11 protein-coding genes are annotated in these 15,568 nt (G+C 63.8%); 8 read left to right on the top strand and 3 right to left on the bottom strand.

All coding sequences use genetic code 11. The annotated features are described in order from the left end of the window. The first annotated feature begins 16 nt into the window (after window positions 1–16). The 4 genes from AC1DBN_RS03890 to secA all read left to right on the top strand — a co-directional run bounded on the left by AC1DBN_RS03890 (window position 17) and on the right by secA (window position 5,900). A complete protein-coding gene (locus AC1DBN_RS03890; RefSeq protein ID WP_477722592.1) occupies window positions 17–865 on the top strand; it encodes a ComF family protein in 849 nt (282 codons plus the stop codon). 199 nt (window positions 866–1,064) lie between these two features. Then, window positions 1,065–1,790 (top strand): ribosome hibernation-promoting factor, HPF/YfiA family, encoded by a 726-nt coding sequence (gene hpf / locus AC1DBN_RS03885; RefSeq protein ID WP_015937616.1) that lies wholly within the window; start codon window positions 1,065–1,067, stop codon window positions 1,788–1,790. Between the two features lie 35 nt (window positions 1,791–1,825). Then, a complete protein-coding gene (locus tag AC1DBN_RS03880) occupies window positions 1,826–3,067 on the top strand; it encodes a winged helix-turn-helix domain-containing protein (RefSeq protein ID WP_091721453.1) in 1,242 nt (413 codons plus the stop codon). 82 nt (window positions 3,068–3,149) lie between these two features. Continuing rightward, the gene (gene secA, locus AC1DBN_RS03875; RefSeq protein ID WP_477722591.1) at window positions 3,150–5,900 is read left to right on the top strand and encodes a preprotein translocase subunit SecA; all 2,751 of its coding nucleotides are present in this window, start codon (window positions 3,150–3,152) and stop codon (window positions 5,898–5,900) included. Window positions 5,901–6,002: 102 nt separating this feature from the next. Here secA and AC1DBN_RS03870 read toward each other — a convergent pair whose 3' ends face one another. Both AC1DBN_RS03870 and AC1DBN_RS03865 read right to left on the bottom strand, forming a co-directional pair. Next, a complete protein-coding gene (locus tag AC1DBN_RS03870; RefSeq protein WP_477722590.1) occupies window positions 6,003–6,545 on the bottom strand; it encodes an Rv3235 family protein in 543 nt (180 codons plus the stop codon). A gap of 56 nt (window positions 6,546–6,601) precedes the next feature. Further along, the gene (locus AC1DBN_RS03865) at window positions 6,602–7,570 is read right to left on the bottom strand and encodes a LysM peptidoglycan-binding domain-containing protein (RefSeq protein WP_477722589.1); all 969 of its coding nucleotides are present in this window, start codon (window positions 7,568–7,570) and stop codon (window positions 6,602–6,604) included. Window positions 7,571–7,711: 141 nt separating this feature from the next. Between AC1DBN_RS03865 and AC1DBN_RS03860 the strand changes: the two genes are divergently transcribed. Beyond that, window positions 7,712–8,281: a hypothetical protein gene (locus AC1DBN_RS03860; RefSeq protein WP_477722588.1), complete on the top strand. Its 570-nt coding sequence runs from the start codon at window positions 7,712–7,714 to the stop codon at window positions 8,279–8,281. Window positions 8,282–8,329: 48 nt separating this feature from the next. Here AC1DBN_RS03860 and AC1DBN_RS03855 read toward each other — a convergent pair whose 3' ends face one another. Further along, window positions 8,330–8,545 (bottom strand): helix-turn-helix domain-containing protein, encoded by a 216-nt coding sequence (locus AC1DBN_RS03855; RefSeq protein ID WP_045729765.1) that lies wholly within the window; start codon window positions 8,543–8,545, stop codon window positions 8,330–8,332. Between the two features lie 153 nt (window positions 8,546–8,698). Between AC1DBN_RS03855 and AC1DBN_RS03850 the strand changes: the two genes are divergently transcribed. From AC1DBN_RS03850 to AC1DBN_RS03840, 3 genes are read left to right on the top strand one after another with little or no spacing between them, the layout of a single operon-like run. Beyond that, window positions 8,699–9,340 (top strand): hypothetical protein, encoded by a 642-nt coding sequence (locus tag AC1DBN_RS03850; RefSeq protein WP_477722587.1) that lies wholly within the window; start codon window positions 8,699–8,701, stop codon window positions 9,338–9,340. Beyond that, complete coding sequence (locus AC1DBN_RS03845) at window positions 9,337–10,644, top strand: CpaE/TadZ family protein (RefSeq protein WP_477722586.1); 1,308 nt, start codon at window positions 9,337–9,339, stop codon at window positions 10,642–10,644. Before AC1DBN_RS03850 ends, AC1DBN_RS03845 begins: the two co-directional genes overlap by 4 nt. Before the next feature lie 57 nt (window positions 10,645–10,701). Then, window positions 10,702–15,555 (top strand): NAD-glutamate dehydrogenase, encoded by a 4,854-nt coding sequence (locus tag AC1DBN_RS03840; RefSeq protein ID WP_477722585.1) that lies wholly within the window; start codon window positions 10,702–10,704, stop codon window positions 15,553–15,555. Window positions 15,556–15,568 lie beyond the last annotated feature (13 nt).

The following is a 15,568-nucleotide window of genomic DNA, read 5'->3' as shown; positions in this document are numbered from 1 at the left end:
CAGGAATCGTCGAGCCGTGAGCAGCGAATCAATGCCCGGCAGTGGCCGGGCAGACCCTGACCTCCTCCCGTCCCAACCCGTGGCGAGGCACCGGTCAGAACATCGGAGCGCCCTCCTTCGGTTTGGCGACCAGGTGGCAGGAGCCGCGGCAGACCTTCTGGCTCTGGCGATTCCTGCCGACTGTGTGGGCTGCGGTGCTGAGGACCACCAGCTCTGCCCGCACTGCTCCCGGCAGGTACGCCGGCTCACCGCGCAACCGTTCCGTGCCGAAGCTGCCGCACCCGCGCTGACAGATGTGGACGGAAGGATCCTGCTGCCGGTGGTTGCAGCCGGCGTCTACAGGGAGGAACTCGCCCAGGCTTTGCTGTCCTATAAGCGCCACGGCCAGCACCGGCTCCGGAAGTGCCTGGGCAGGGCGCTCGCAGAAGCGGTGCGGACGGCAACGGGAGACTGCCGGCCCTATGTCCTGGTTCCGGTTCCCACCAGTTCAGCCGCCTATCTGGCTAGGGGATTCAGCCCCGTGCACCTGCTCCTTGCCGAGGCCGTCCGGCAGCTTCCCGGCGCCGTTATGCAGGACGTCCTCGCCAAGGCCACCCCCGGAGGTATCCGGCCGGCCGGCGGCCAGAAAGGCCTCGACAGGGGTGACCGGGCAAGGCGCGTCCGGGGCTCCATGACGGTGCGGCGGCGCGCCCGCGGCAGGGTGGCCGGGAGGCGCTGCATCATCGTCGACGACGTCCTCACCACCGGTTCCACGTTGTCCGAAGCCGCGCGTGCACTGCACCGCGACGGGGCCCGGGTGGCAGGGGCGGTGGTACTCGCCGCAACGCGTCCGCCGGTCTCGGGCGGCCCGGACGGCCCATCCTAAGCCAGCAGCGAAACTACCGCGACTTAGAAAAAAATAAACCGGGAAAGGATGAATAACGGATGACGATGAACTAACGTCGGTTGTGGGTACCAAGACAGAATGTACCTTTCGATGGCGGCTCGGAGAGGGGCTCGACTGTCAGGCAGATCGGCCCAGGGAAGCGCCGCCGTCGTGTCACCGAAGTCATTTGGAGGGCACCATGGAGTTTATGATCAGCGGACGAAATCTGACAGTGTCAGACCGGTTCCGCGAATATGCCGGGGAGAAGATCTCAAAGATCGAGTCGTTGGGGGACAAAGTCCAGCGGGTCGATGCCAAGGTTTCCAAAGAGACCAATGCCCGGCAAACAGGCGACCAGTTGACCGTTGAGGTGACAGTCCTGGGCCGCGGACCGGTGATCCGCGCCGAAGCCAGCGCTGCCGACAAGTTCGCCGCCTTCGATCTTGCGTACAACAAGCTGCTTGAACGCCTGCGCCGGGCCAAGGACCGGAAGAAGGTCCATCACGGACGCCACACGCCCAAGGCTGTGAGGGAAGCAACCGCGTCCCTCGAACCGGCCAGTGCGCACGAGCCCCTTTACATGGAGGCCAGCCACCGGAGCGAGGCCAGCGCGTCATCCGCCGACAGGTCTCCCTACGACGTGGACAACGATATCCCGGCAGGCGATTCCCCCGTCCTGATCCGCAGGAAGGTCTTCCCGGCAGCGTCGCTGACGCTCGACGACGCCGTGGACAACATGGAACTCGTGGGGCACGACTTCTATCTGTTCGTCGACAAGGCCACCAATACCCCGTCCGTCGTGTACCGGCGGCGCGGCTGGACCTATGGTGTGATCACGCTTGACCACGAGTGCGAACCCGGAGACACCGTGGTGGAAGAAAAGATCCTCGCCTACCGTTCGGATGATGCCGCGGCAACCGCTTAGGGTGCTGGCAGCAACAATCAACAGAGAGGACTGGGGTGCCCGCTTCGCTGAGCCTTAACCAGGCCCGGCGGATCGCTCTGGCAGCACAGGGGCTCGACAAAGGACGGCCCACCGGACCCGTAACTTCACGGACGGTGGGCCGCACCTTTGCCCGCTTGCAGCTGGTCCAGATCGATTCCGTAAACGTCCTGGCGCGGAGCCATTTCCTTCCCTTCTACTCGCGCCTCGGGAACTACGACCGGAGCATTCTGCAACGGATGTCCGGTGTCCACCCGCGCAGGATGGTTGAGTACTGGGCACACGAGGCCAGCTACATCCGACCGGAACACTATGCGGACCTCCTGCTCTGGCAGAAACGTTCGTGGGTTGGTGCCGGAAGCATGGACCCGGACCAGCGGGCTGCGATATCGGAGCTGATCCTGGCAACCCTTGCCGGTAGCCGTCCCCTGACCGCATCCGAGCTGACCGCCCGGATCGGCCACGTGGAAGAACGGCAAACAGGCAATTGGGGCTGGAACTGGAACGCCGTCAAAAGGGTCCTGGAACACCTCTTTGAAGCGGGGCTCGTCTCCGCAGCTGCACGGACAGAGCAATTCGAGCGGAAATACACCCTCACGGCGAAGATTCTCCCGCATGCCGGAATTGGCGCGGGGGAGGACCCCACGGGAACCGGAGATCGGGCCGGGGCACTGGACCGGCTGACTGAGGCTGCCGCCCGTGCGCACGGCGTCGGAACTGTCCGGTGTTTTGCCGATTATTTCCGGACACCCGTCAACGCAACGGCGCAGTCTGTGGAACGCCTGGTGTCGCGGGGTGTGCTGGAACCGGTGACCGTCTCGGGCTGGAAGCGCGATGTCTACCGCCATGCCGATGCTGTCCTGCCTCGGCGGGCAACTGGACGTGCCCTGCTCAGCCCCTTTGATTCGCTGGTGTTCGAGCGCCGCAGGCTGGAAGAACTCTTTGGCTTTCACTACCGGATTGAGATCTACACGCCCGAACACAAGCGGCGGCACGGCTATTACGTCCTTCCCTTCCTCCTCCGGGACGGCATCGTTGCCCGGGTGGACCTGAAGGCCGACCGCGCAGGCGGAAAACTGCTGGCCCGGGCCGCCTTCGCCGAGCCGGCCGCCCCGCCGGACACCGCCGTCGAACTTGCCGCGGAACTGCGCCTTATGGCTGAATGGCTGGGCCTCCAGTCCGTGGAGGTCTGGCCGTCCGGTGACCTCGCGCCGGACCTTGCGCGGGCCGTCGGCAACGCGGACTCCGATCCGCTCTGAGGGAAACCGGCACCGGCAGGTTGTCTCTCCCGTAGACTAAAAACGCCAGAATTCGGCGGCATGAGACTGGGAGCATCTTCACGTGGCATCACTTATCGAAAAACTTCTCCGCACGGGTGACAAGAAAACACTTCGGCAACTGCGGAATTATGCCGACTCCATCAATGCCCTCGAAGACTCGTTCAAGACCTTTACCGACGCCGAGCTCCGTGAAGAAACGGACCGGCTCCGCGAACGCCACCAGGACGGCGAAAAGCTCGAGAACCTCCTGCCGGAGGCCTTTGCTGCTGTTCGGGAAGCGTCTTCGCGCACCCTGGGAATGCGGCACTTCGACGTCCAGCTGATGGGTGGCGCCGCCCTCCACCTGGGCAACATCGCGGAAATGAAGACCGGTGAAGGCAAGACCCTGGTGGCAACCGCTCCTGCCTACCTGAATGCCCTCGCCGGCAAGGGTGTCCATGTGGTCACCGTGAACGACTACCTCGCCGAATACCAGTCCGACCTCATGGGCCGCGTCTACCGCTTCCTCGGGCTGACCAGCGGATGCATCCTTGCCAACCAGGACCCTGCGGTCCGGCGCGAGCAGTACGCAGCGGATATCACCTACGGAACCAACAACGAATTCGGTTTCGACTACCTGCGCGACAACATGGCCTGGGACCGGAACGAACTGGTCCAGCGTGGACACAACTTCGCCATCGTCGATGAAGTTGACTCCATCCTCATTGACGAGGCCCGTACCCCGCTCATCATCTCGGGACCCGCCCAGGGCGACACAAACCGCTGGTACAGCGAATTCGCAAAGGTCGTTCTTCGGCTGCAGCCCGAAAAAGACTACGAAGTCGATGAAAAGAAGCGCACCGTCGGCGTCCTTGAGGGCGGCATCGAGAAGGTCGAGGATTACCTCGGCATCTCCAACCTGTACGAGTCCGCCAATACGCCACTCATCGGCTTCCTTAATAACGCCATCAAGGCCAAGGAACTCTTCAAGCGGGACAAGGACTACGTCATCATGGACGGCGAAGTCCTGATCGTTGACGAGCACACCGGCCGTATCCTTGCCGGCCGCCGGTACAACGAGGGCATGCACCAGGCGATCGAGGCCAAGGAAGGCGTCGAGATCAAGGCGGAGAACCAGACCCTGGCCACCGTCACCCTGCAGAACTACTTCCGCATGTACGGCAAACTCTCAGGCATGACCGGTACCGCTGAGACCGAAGCGGCCGAGTTCATGAGCACCTACAAGCTCGGCGTCGTGGCCATTCCCACCAACCGCGACATGCAGCGCATCGACCAGTCCGACCTCGTTTTCAAGAACGAAACAGTGAAGTTCGACGCCGTCGTCCGGGATATTGCCGAACGCCATGAAAAGGGCCAGCCCGTCCTGGTGGGTACCACCAGCGTCGAGAAGAGCGAGTATCTTTCCCGGCTGCTCGCCAAGGACGGCATCCGGCACGAAGTCCTGAATGCCAAGAACCACGCACGGGAGGCCGCGATCGTTGCGCAGGCCGGCCGTAAGGCCGCCGTCACGGTGGCCACCAACATGGCCGGCCGAGGCACCGACATCATGCTGGGCGGCAACGCCGAGTTTACGGCGGTTGCCGAACTTGCCAAGCGCGGCCTCGACCCGGAGGAGAACTCCGAGGAGTACGAGTCCGCGTGGCCGGCTGCACTTGAAGCGGCCAAACAGGCCGTCAAGGATGAGCATGAAGAGGTCCTCAACCTCGGTGGACTGTATGTCCTCGGCACCGAACGCCATGAGTCCCGCCGCATCGACAACCAGCTGCGCGGCCGTTCCGGACGCCAGGGCGACCCGGGCGAGTCCCGGTTCTACCTTTCCCTGACAGACGACCTCATGCGGCTGTTCAACTCCGGCGCTGCAGAACGCCTCATGAACAGCTCCGTTCCTGACGACGTGGCCCTCGAATCCAAACTCGTATCCCGCGCCATCGCCTCGGCGCAGGGTCAGGTGGAGGGCCGCAACGCTGAGCAGCGAAAGAACGTCCTGAAGTACGACGACGTCCTGAACCGCCAGCGTGAGGCGATCTACAGCGACCGCCGCCGGATCCTCGAGGGTGACGACCTGCACGAAAAGGTGCAGTTCTTTGTCGAGGACACCATCATGGCCCTCATCGATGACGCCACGGCCGAAGGCAACGGCGACGACTGGGACTTCAACCAGCTGTGGACCAATCTCAAGACGTTGTACCCAGTCAGCGTGAGCGCGGACGACATCATCGAAGAAGCCGGCGGAAAGTCCCGGCTGACGGTGGAGTTCCTGAAAGAAGAGCTGCTTTCGGATGCCCGGCTTGTCTACCAGGCGAGGGAGGAAAGCATCGGCTCCGAGAGTATGCGGGAACTGGAACGCCGCGTCGTGCTGTCAGTCATCGGACGCAAATGGCAGGAACACCTCTACGAGATGGACTACCTCAAGGAGGGCATCGGGCTGCGTGCCATGGCCCAGCGCGATCCCCTGGTGGAGTACCAGCGCGAGGGTTTCACCCTTTTCCAAAGCATGATGGAAGCCATTCGGGAGGAAAGCGTCGGGTTCCTGTTCAACCTTGAAGTCGAAGTGACTCCGGCCCAGGACGTGGTGGTGGAGGACGCCGCCGGCGGACACACCGAACACGTTGAGCCGCAGGTCCGGGCTGCCGGCCTGGAAGCCCCCGAAAAGCCTGCGCAGCTGCAGTACACGGCACCCAGCGAGAGCGGTGGCACCCAGACCCGGGTGGAAACCCGTTCCTCAGGACGCTCAGGAAACCCCGCAAAGGCGGCGGAGCAGGATGCGGCGAAGGAAGCCGCCAAGCGTCCGGCTAAGAAGAAGCGGCGCTAAAGCAGAGTCCACGGACGACGACGTGTAAGGCGAGGGCAGGGCCAGCGGGAGACAGTATCCCGGGGCCCTGCCCTTTTCTTCGTCCGGTGGCCAGCCGGATGGTCATCCAATGACGAGCTCTGTGACCCGCCACACCTTCTTGCTGCGCTCCAGACGGATGGCGACGGCCCGCGCACGGACGTCATCGACTACCACTGCACTGGCTTCATAGGTGCCCTCTGCCACCTCGCAGATCCTTACTGACCGGACAATGGAGTTTCGGTGCAGCCGGCCCAGCGCAGGATTTCCGCTCCTGGTGATTTCCCGCCGAATCAGTGCAGCGCGGTGCTGGAGGGCAGCGAGGCACCGGGGGTCAAGCCGGCGGGCCAGTTGGTGGACGGGCCGGATCCCGGCCAGCACTTCCATGGCAGCCTGCACCGTTCCACGCGTAAGGGCCCGGACTTCCGATTCCTCGTCCGCGGCCCGGAGCTGAACCGGCTCTCCGGAACGCGGGGCCGGCCGGCCCTGGCCCAGGGCCCGCAGCTGCCCCTGTCGCAGCTGCGTGTGTTCCTGCGGCTCCTGGCTGGCTGCGCCCGGGGTGAAGCCCTTGTCAGCTTTACTTTCGGTTCTTCCTTGGAGGGCGCGGATTGGCGTCACTGCTGGCATTGCTTTCCCCTTTGGTTTTTGTGGTGCCGGCACCAAACCGGCATGGTTACGGATGCTTAAGACGCTGAGGGTGGCTGCAGGACCTGGCCCGGGAGCAGGACATCCGGGTTCTGGCCGATGACAGCCCTGTTGGCTTCGTACCATCTCGGCCACTCGAGGGCGACGTCAATGTCGGAAGCATTGGTGCCCAACTGGCCCCGCACAATGTCCCACAGGGTGTCCCCGGCCAGGACTGCCACGTTTCCTGTTGTGTGATCTGACCCCCTACCCGGCGTGGCCTCTTCGCGCGTGGCGGGCGGGGCCAACAGCCCTGGATCCACCAGCGGGGCAGTCCGGGGCTGCCATCGGGGTTGCAGCTGGGAATGATTCGCGGCGCCGGAGCTTGCGTCCGCAGTGATTGGGGCAGCAGCGTGCGTTGTCTGGGCAAGTTGGTCCGGTCCCGTTGACGTCGGGACTAATCCCGGCGTCAAGGTCTGCTCCGGCTGGCCCGCCGCCGGGCCTGCATCCGATGCCGGAGCCTGCGTGGAGGTGGCGTCCCAGATGGGATTGCCTGGCGTACCTGTGGAAGGTACCGGGCGCGGGACCGGCAGGTCCGGGGTTGCCTCCATAGCCGAGGCGTACTCCTGCGTGGGGGCCCACTGCGGACCCGAAGCCAAGGTTTCGGCGTTGGCCGCTGCACCCGACACCAGTTGCAATGAGAACGCCGTGACGACCAGGCGCCTCATGAAAGCGGGCGAAAGCTTGCGCGTCAGCGAAGCTGCACGGACCTTTCCGTGTCGCTCCAGGAGCACGCCCGCTCCGGCGGCCACAAGAGACAGAAACCACCAGGCGATAAGCACCGAGCCCGAAATTAGTGCAACGGCCCCCAGGATGTCCTCGGCGGACGTGCTCTGGTGCCTGGCCGTTGCCTCCTGCCACTGCAGGACAAGACCACATCCGATGAAAACGAGCACAGCTCCCAGGACTAACAACGCCAAGGCCATCAGGGCGTCCAGCCTGAATCCGTGCGAGTCGCGCTTCATCATTGATTCATCCTTTTGATGTCGTTTGATGCAGTTTGATATTGCTTGACTCAGTTTGCGCCCGTTTTCAGCCATATGTCCAGACGGTGGAGAGAAAAACTTCCTGGAATTGACGGCGTGCCCGGTCGGACCTACTGTGGCCGGATGCGCTGGGATGCACTCTTCAACGACCTGGAAAGCCAACTGGCGGAATCTGACCGGCTTTCACTGGAGGCCGAGATCGGGGAGAGGACCCGCGCTGAACTGGTGGCTATCGAATTCTCCGACAGGCTCCGCGGCGTACTTGGATGCACGCTCGGGGTCCACCTCCTGAGCGGAGAATCGGTCAGTGGCCGCCTTGCCCACGCCGGTGCCGAGGCCCTGGTTATTGACGAAGACTGGTACCAGGTCCTCATTCCATACCCGGCGGTTGCCCGCTACGTAGGCCTGGGCAGGCTCGCTCGAACCGAACCGTCAGCCGTACGGCGCGCGCTTGGGTTGGCGCATTCGCTCCGGGCCCTCGCCAGGGACAGGGCTGAGCTGAGTATCAGCCTCGGTGGCAGCACGGGCGTCACGCGGTTGGACGGCGTAATTGACCGCGTGGGCAAGGACTATGTGGACGTAGCGGCAGTTACGCCCGGTGAAGCCCGGAGAAGCCGGCATGTTGGAGACGTATCAACCGTGCCGTTCGCCGCACTTGCGGCCATCAGGTCCAGGAAGCAGGCCGGACTGTAGCCGGCGCCCGGTCCCGGCAGGGCCGGCGGTGACGAAGCACGCGCCCGCTCAGACCGACTTCGACTTGGACTCCTGAATCATCCTGCTCGCTTCTGCATAGCGTTCCTCGATGTACTGTTCGAGCATCTTCTCTTCCACGCGCCATTGCCCGCGGCCACCAACCTGGATGGCCTTCAATTCTCCGCTCCGTACAAGTGCGTACGCGGCTGGAGAGTTGATCTGGAGCTGCTCGGCAACATCTGCGAGCGTGAGGAACCTGGGCATGCCACCATTTTGCCATCCGAACGGGGTACACGCCTGCGTTATCCACAGTTCCGGCATATTTGGGACTTTGACTTTCGTTCCGGCGTCCGTCCCGCCACAATGAGGTGTCCGGCCACGGAACGGCCCGCCGGCATGTCTAGGGGGAGAAACGGCATGGTTCCAGAAACATCAGCCGCATCAGCACGCCTGAAGCGCCCCTCGTGGAAAGATCCGCGCCTGCTGGTAGGGATCCTCCTGGTGTTTGCATCAGTGGCGGGAGTCGTATTCCTGGTCGGAAGTGCAGACCAAACCACGGAGGTCTACGCGGCCCGCGACGGAATAGCCGTGGGCGAAGCGCTGACGGAAGAGAACGTGGTACGTGCCAAGGTGCGGCTCGGCGATTCGGAACAGCACTACATCACCGCCGAATCCGGGTTGCCCCGGGGCGCGGTGGCCGTGCAACGCATCGGAAAAGACCAACTGGTCCCTCGTGCCAGCCTCGGGGAGGTGGACGACCTTGACCGCAAGCCGGTGGCCATTACGGTGGACGGAACCCTGCCTGCGCAGGTTATCGCAGGGGCCCGTGTGGACGTCTGGGTTGCCCAGCCGGATGCCAAGAACGGATTCAGTGAACCCAAGCTCCTGCTGCCGGGTGCCGAAATCGCCGAAGTAGCAGCAGGTTCAACAACACTCGGATCCGCCAAAAGCACGGTGCTTATGGTGCTGGTGGAGGACAGCCGTATGCCGGCGATCCTGGGCGCCCAGGCCAACGACGCCCGGATCTCCGTCGTGTGGAACCCGGGGGGCGCCAAGTGAGCATACCTGTCGTCACTGTCGGGCAAACCCGGGAAGACCTGGTGGGCGGACTCGAACGCCTGCACGGCCCTGTCACAGTTGTCAGGCGATGCGCCGAACTGCCCGAACTGCTGGCGGCGTGCCAAAGCGGGCTGGCCAGGGCGGCCGTCGTGGCAGACGGATCCGAAGGTCTCACGGCTTCGTTGGTAGACCGGCTGGGAGCGGTTGGCGTGGCCATCATCGCCCTGACCGACAGTGCCGAAGAAGCAGCACGACTCCGCAAGATCGGTGTGGCGTCCGCGCTGACGGGCGTGCAATCTGCAGAACTTTCGGACCGGATCGCCGACGCCGTGGAGCAACTGACAGGGGCGCCGGCCCGTGCGGCCGCAATGAGCTCCCTTGCGGACACAGGCGCAGCCCTGCATCCGGTTGCCGCGGAACCTGAGCCAGATCCGGGCGGGCCCGGACCAGGACGAATAATCGCAGTATGGGGACCCGTCGGCTCTCCGGGCCGGACCACCCTTGCCGCCAACATGGCGGCTGAACTGGCGGCCGATGGCGAGCAGGTCCTCCTCATCGACGCTGACAGCTACGGGGCAAGCGTCGCTGCGGTGCTCGGGCTGCTCGACGAATCAGCTGCATTGGCACAGGCCTGCCGGCTTGCCGACCAGGGCGCCCTCGATGCCGACGCCCTCCGCAGGCTCGCCGTCCCTGTGGCAACCACTGCCGGAACCTTCACAGTACTCACCGGGATTACGCGGGCAGACCGCTGGACGGAGCTCAGGGCACCGGCCTTGGCGCTCGTCCTGGAACGGGCGCGGCAGATCGCCGACGTTGTTGTGGTGGACACAGGCTTCTGCCTCGAGGCGGATGAAGAACTGAGTTTTGACACCATGGCGCCACGGCGAAACTCGGCAACCCTGCGTGCGCTGGAGGTGGCGGACACCGTGTTCGCGGTCGGGGCTGCTGATCCCGTGGGCGTTCCGCGGTTGGTCAAAGGACTTGCTGAACTTGAGAACGTCGTTCCCCAGGCCTCGCCCATGGTAGTGATGAACAAAGTGCGGTCGTCTTCTGTTGGAAGGGGCCCCGAACGGCAGCTGCGGGATGCCTGGGAGCGTTACGGTCCGGCATCTGAGCTCCAGGCATTCCTGCCGTACGACATCGCTGCCGCAGATGCGGCCCTGCTTGCCGGATCATTGCTGCTCGAATCGTCGCCCGAGTCAGCCCTTCGCCGCTCCATCCGCCAACTTGTTTGTGCACCCGTCCAGCAAAAGGCGAAATCCTCTGTATTTTCTTCCACAGCGGGCCGCAGGGCAAAGGACTAGGCTCGCCATAAGAGCTGCAAAGGTGCAGCGCATATCGTGTGATGGAGGCGTTTGTTGATGTCGTCTGGATCCAGCGTGGAGGATCAGGCCCTTTCCGTTGAAGGCTTTGAAGGCTTCATGGGGGACTACTACCAGCATCTCGCCGAGGAGGACGCGCGCAGCTATCCGCAGGAACTGCTGGCACAGCGGGCGGAGCACCACCGCGAAGTCGCGTCAGAGCGGTTGCCGGGGCAGGCCAAAGTGGCCATTTCCGATGAGGAAGACAGCAGCGTCGTGTTTGTCGTCACGGACGACATGCCCTTCCTGGTGGATTCAGTCAACGCTGAACTGGTCCGCCAGCATGCAGCCATCAAGCTCGTCATCCACCCCATGTTCGTTGCCACGCGCAACCGGGAATCCGGGCACCTGGTCAAGGTCAACAGGGTTCCGTCGCATATCGGAATTTCCAGCGGTGACACTGCGGCAATGCCGAGCCTGTCCCACCTGATTGCCACCGGCGAAAACGCCTCACACATGGAGTCCTGGATCGCCGTCGAGATCAGCCGCATCTCCGACGAAGCCAAAGCATCGCTCCTTGAAGGACTGCAGCGAGTACTCAAGGACGTGCGCGCCGCCGTCGAAGACTGGCCCAAAATGCGCCAGAAAGCGCTGCAGATTGCCGAAAGCCTTGACCAGGTAGCCAACCCGGCCCAGATAGCCGAACTGCGGCAGGCGCAAGACCTCCTCCGTTGGCTCGACGACGGAAACTTCACCTTCCTCGGTTACCGGGAATACGTCCTGATCAACGTAGACGGGGAAGACGTCCTGGAATTGCGGGAGGACAGCGGCCTTGGCCTGCTTCGGGCAGCGGCCGATTCCCCCCACATCCAGCACCTGACGGACACGGGACGCAAAAAGGCCCGGGAAAAGCGTGCCCTTGTCATCACCAAGGCCAATTCCCGCTCCACCGTCCACCGGTCCGCCTACCTGGACTACATCGGCGTCAAGAGTTTCGACGCCGCCGGCAACGTCAACGGAGAACGGCGCTTCATCGGGCTGTTTGCCACCAGTGCCTACACCGGCTCAGTACGCGAAGTTCCGATCGTCCGGGAAAAGGTCGACGCCGTCCTCCGCAATGCGGGGTTCCCGCCGGATTCGCACTCCGGAAAGGACCTGCTCGGCATCCTGGAGACCTATCCCCGCGACGAGCTGTTCCAAATCGAAGTCCCCGACCTCGCCGCCACGGCAGTCGGCATCCAGAAGCTGCAGGAGCGCCGCCGGACCCGGCTCTTCCTCCGGCCCGACATCTACGGCCGCTTCATGTCGGCTGTCGTCTACCTGCCCAGGGACCGCTACACCACCAATGTCAGGCTTCGGATCGAGCAGGAACTCCGCGAGACCTTCCAGGCGGTGTCCATTGACTACGAAGCCAGGATGACGGAATCGGCTCTGGCCCGACTCTTCTTCAGGATCCGCCTGCCGAAGGATGCAGACGTCAGCCACGTTGACAGCGGGGAGCTCGAAAAGCGGCTGGTCCGTGCGGCGAGGTCCTGGAGCGAGGGCATCGCCGAGGTGCTGCGCGACGGCGGCGACGCGGCGGAAGCCAAGGAACTGGCGGCCATCTGGGCTGAAGCGTTCCCGGCGAGTTACCGGGTGGACTACGAAGTGGAAGATGCCCTTGCCGACATCGCCCGCTTCGAGAAGTACGGAGCGGCAGCCGAGCGCACCGAAGGTGCACGGCAGGAGCGTCCGGGCGTCCACGTCTACCTCCCCGAGGGGGCCGGCGCAACCCTTGAGGAGGACGCGCGGGTCAAGCTGTACATGCTCGAGCCCAAGAGCCTGAGCCAAATCCTTCCGTTCTTCCACAATCTGGGACTCGAGGTTCTCGATGAACGGCCCTTCGAAATCGAGACCGCGGACCGCCGCGACTTCTTCCTCTACGACCTTGGGCTGAAATACCCTGCGGGCGTTGACCCGGTGGCAACCGGAGGCTTCCTGGCCGACTCCTTCAGCGCGGCTGTGACCGGCGCGGCAGAATCCGACGCTTTTGACCGTCTGGTCCTTCGGGAGGGGCTGCACTGGCGCCAGATCACCGTCCTGCGTGCCTACGCCCGCTACATGCGTCAGATGGGTAACACCAATTCGTTCGGGTTCATGGCTGATACCCTCCTCGCCAACCCCGACGTGACCCGGGGGCTTAGTGCCCTTTTCGCCGCACGGTTCGATCCGTCACTGGATGCCGATGCACGGCAGGCGGCCCAGGAATCCGTACGCGAAGAACTGTCAGCGTCCATCGAAAAGGTTGCGACACTGGACGCTGACCGTGTCCTGCGGACATTTGTGAACCTCATTGAGGCCACCCTGCGGACGAACTTCTACCAGGACAAGCGGCACCTGAGCTTCAAGCTCGATCCGGCGCGGATCGACGGCCTGCCGTTCCCGCGCCCGATGTTCGAGATCTGGGTCTACTCTCCGCGGGTTGAGGGCGTGCACCTCCGATTTGGCAAGGTCGCCCGCGGTGGCCTGCGCTGGTCGGACCGCCGGGAGGACTTCCGCACCGAAGTGCTCGGCCTGGTGAAGGCCCAGACGGTAAAGAACGCGGTCATTGTTCCCACCGGGGCCAAGGGCGGCTTCTTTGCGAAGCAACTGCCGGACCCCTCCGTCGACAGGGCTGCGTGGATGGCCGAAGGCGTTGAAAGCTACAAGACCTTCATCCGGGGCCTGCTGGATCTCACCGACAATCTGGTTACTGAAGGCGCGGATGAGAAGCTGGTGCCGCCGTCGGACGTTGTCAGGCATGACGACGACGATTCCTACCTTGTGGTCGCAGCGGACAAGGGGACTGCCACTTTCTCGGACATTGCCAACGGCCTGGCCGCTGAGTACGGATTCTGGCTGGGAGACGCGTTCGCTTCGGGCGGCTCCGTTGGCTATGACCACAAGGCGATGGGCATCACCGCCCGCGGTGCGTGGGAATCCGTGAAACGGCACTTCAGCGAGCTGGACCTGGACACCCAGACCCAGCCGTTCACCGTGGTGGGCGTGGGCGATATGTCCGGCGACGTGTTTGGCAATGGCATGCTGCTGTCCCGGCACATCCGGCTGCTCGCTGCCTTCGACCACCGGCACATCTTCCTGGATCCCACGCCGGACGAGGAGCAGTCCTTCGCTGAACGCCGGCGCCTGTTCGAGCTGCCCCGGTCGTCATGGGACGACTACGACAAGTCCCTCATCAGCGCAGGTGGCGGTGTCTTCGCCCGGCAGGCCAAGTCCATTCCGGTGTCGCCCCAGGTACGCGACGCCCTGGGACTTCCCGCCGCCACCACGGAGCTCAGCCCGCCCGAACTCCTGCGGGCCATCCTGCTGGCCCCCGCAGATCTTCTCTACAACGGCGGCATCGGGACGTACGTGAAGGCCAGCAGCGAGACCAACGCGTCGGTGGGGGACAAGGCCAACGACTCGATCAGGGTTGATGGCAGGGACCTCCGCGTCAAGGTGGTCGGTGAAGGCGGCAACCTGGGAATGACGCAGCGCGGACGAATCGAGGCGGCACTCCAGGGCGTCATCCTGAACACCGACGCCATCGACAACTCCGCAGGCGTGGACTGCTCCGATCATGAGGTCAACATCAAGATCTTCGTTGACCGGATGGTTGCTGCGGGGAAGCTGGACGCGGCCGAACGTGCTGAATTCCTTGCCTCCATGACCGACGAGGTGGCACGCCTCGTTTTGGAAGACAACATTGACCAGAACATCCTGCTGCTGAACGACCGCACAAGGGTTGCCGAGTGGAGCCCCAGCTACGAACGCCTCATGGACTGGCTGGAAAAATCAGCCGACCTGAAGCGCGACCTGGAGGCCCTGCCCACCACGGACACACTGCGCGAACGGCTGCAGCAGGGCCAGGGACTGACGTCTCCTGAGCTTTCAGTCCTCGCGGCGTACGCCAAGATAGAACTGGCGACAGCACTGCGGGAAAGCGATCTTGCGGACGATCCGTGGTTCCGGCAAACCCTCCGCGATTACTTCCCGACGCAGCTGCGTGAACGTTTCGACGCTGAACTGGACACCCATCCGCTGCGGCGCGAAATCATCGCCACGGTGGTTGCCAACGACATGATCAACATGGGAGGCATCACCTTTGCTTTCCGCGTCATGGAAGAAACGTCAGCCAGCGAAGTGGCCGTGGCCAAGGCTTTCGTCGCACTGCGTGAGATTTACGAGCTGGACGTGATGGTCCGGGAGCTCAACAGCCTGCCTGCCTCGTTCCCCACGGAGCACTGGAGCACGGTCCACCTGGATATCCGCAGGTTGCTTGACCGCGCAGTGCGGTGGCTCCTCACCCAGGGCACCGTATCCCAGCCCATCGATGAAGTGGTGGCTGAGTTCAAGCCACTCATGGATCCCCTGCGTGCTCGCGTCCTGGACTACCTGCGGGGCGAGGACCGTGAACGGGTGGGAAGCTGGCTCGAGAACGCGCGCGAATGGGAACTTCCGGATGGCCTTGCCCTGCGCTGGGCTGAACTGTTCGAAAGCTTCGTGCTGCTGGACATCGCAAAGATCGCCCGCCTGCGGAAAGAGCCGGTTGAGGACATCGCCGCCGCGTATTACACGGTGTTCAACCGTTTCCACGCCGATTCCCTACTGGAACGGATCAGCAGCCTTCCCCGGCAGGACCGCTGGCAGGCATTGGCGAGGGCGGCACTTCGTGATGACCTGTACTCCACGGTGTCGGACATTACGACGGCGGTGCTGGACGCCACGGCCGCGGGACAGTCACCAGAGGCGCGGCTCACGGAGTGGGAGGCCCGGAACGCCGAACAGCTGGGGCGTGCGAAGAGCATGTTCGATGAGGTCAACGCACTCGAAACAGACGATATGGCGTCGCTGTCGGTAGCATTGAGGCTCTTGAGGTCTATCGTCCGGCGCTGATTAATCAGGCGTC

Source organism: Pseudarthrobacter sp. 10T415 (assembly GCF_056394175.1).
This window is presented reverse-complemented; position numbering and strand designations above follow the sequence as displayed.

What these genes read in the sequence shown, in the direction of transcription:
- AC1DBN_RS03865 (WP_477722589.1), bottom strand. Translation starts at nt 7,570, where the DNA reads ATGATGAAGCGCGACTCGCACGGATTCAGGCTGGACGCCCTGATGGCC.
- AC1DBN_RS03855 (WP_045729765.1), bottom strand. Translation starts at nt 8,545, where the DNA reads ATGCCCAGGTTCCTCACGCTCGCAGATGTTGCCGAGCAGCTCCAGATC.
- hpf (WP_015937616.1), top strand. Translation starts at nt 1,065, where the DNA reads ATGGAGTTTATGATCAGCGGACGAAATCTGACAGTGTCAGACCGGTTC.
- AC1DBN_RS03840 (WP_477722585.1), top strand. Translation starts at nt 10,702, where the DNA reads ATGTCGTCTGGATCCAGCGTGGAGGATCAGGCCCTTTCCGTTGAAGGC.
- AC1DBN_RS03850 (WP_477722587.1), top strand. Translation starts at nt 8,699, where the DNA reads ATGGTTCCAGAAACATCAGCCGCATCAGCACGCCTGAAGCGCCCCTCG.
- AC1DBN_RS03860 (WP_477722588.1), top strand. Translation starts at nt 7,712, where the DNA reads ATGCGCTGGGATGCACTCTTCAACGACCTGGAAAGCCAACTGGCGGAA.
- AC1DBN_RS03870 (WP_477722590.1), bottom strand. Translation starts at nt 6,545, where the DNA reads ATGCCAGCAGTGACGCCAATCCGCGCCCTCCAAGGAAGAACCGAAAGT.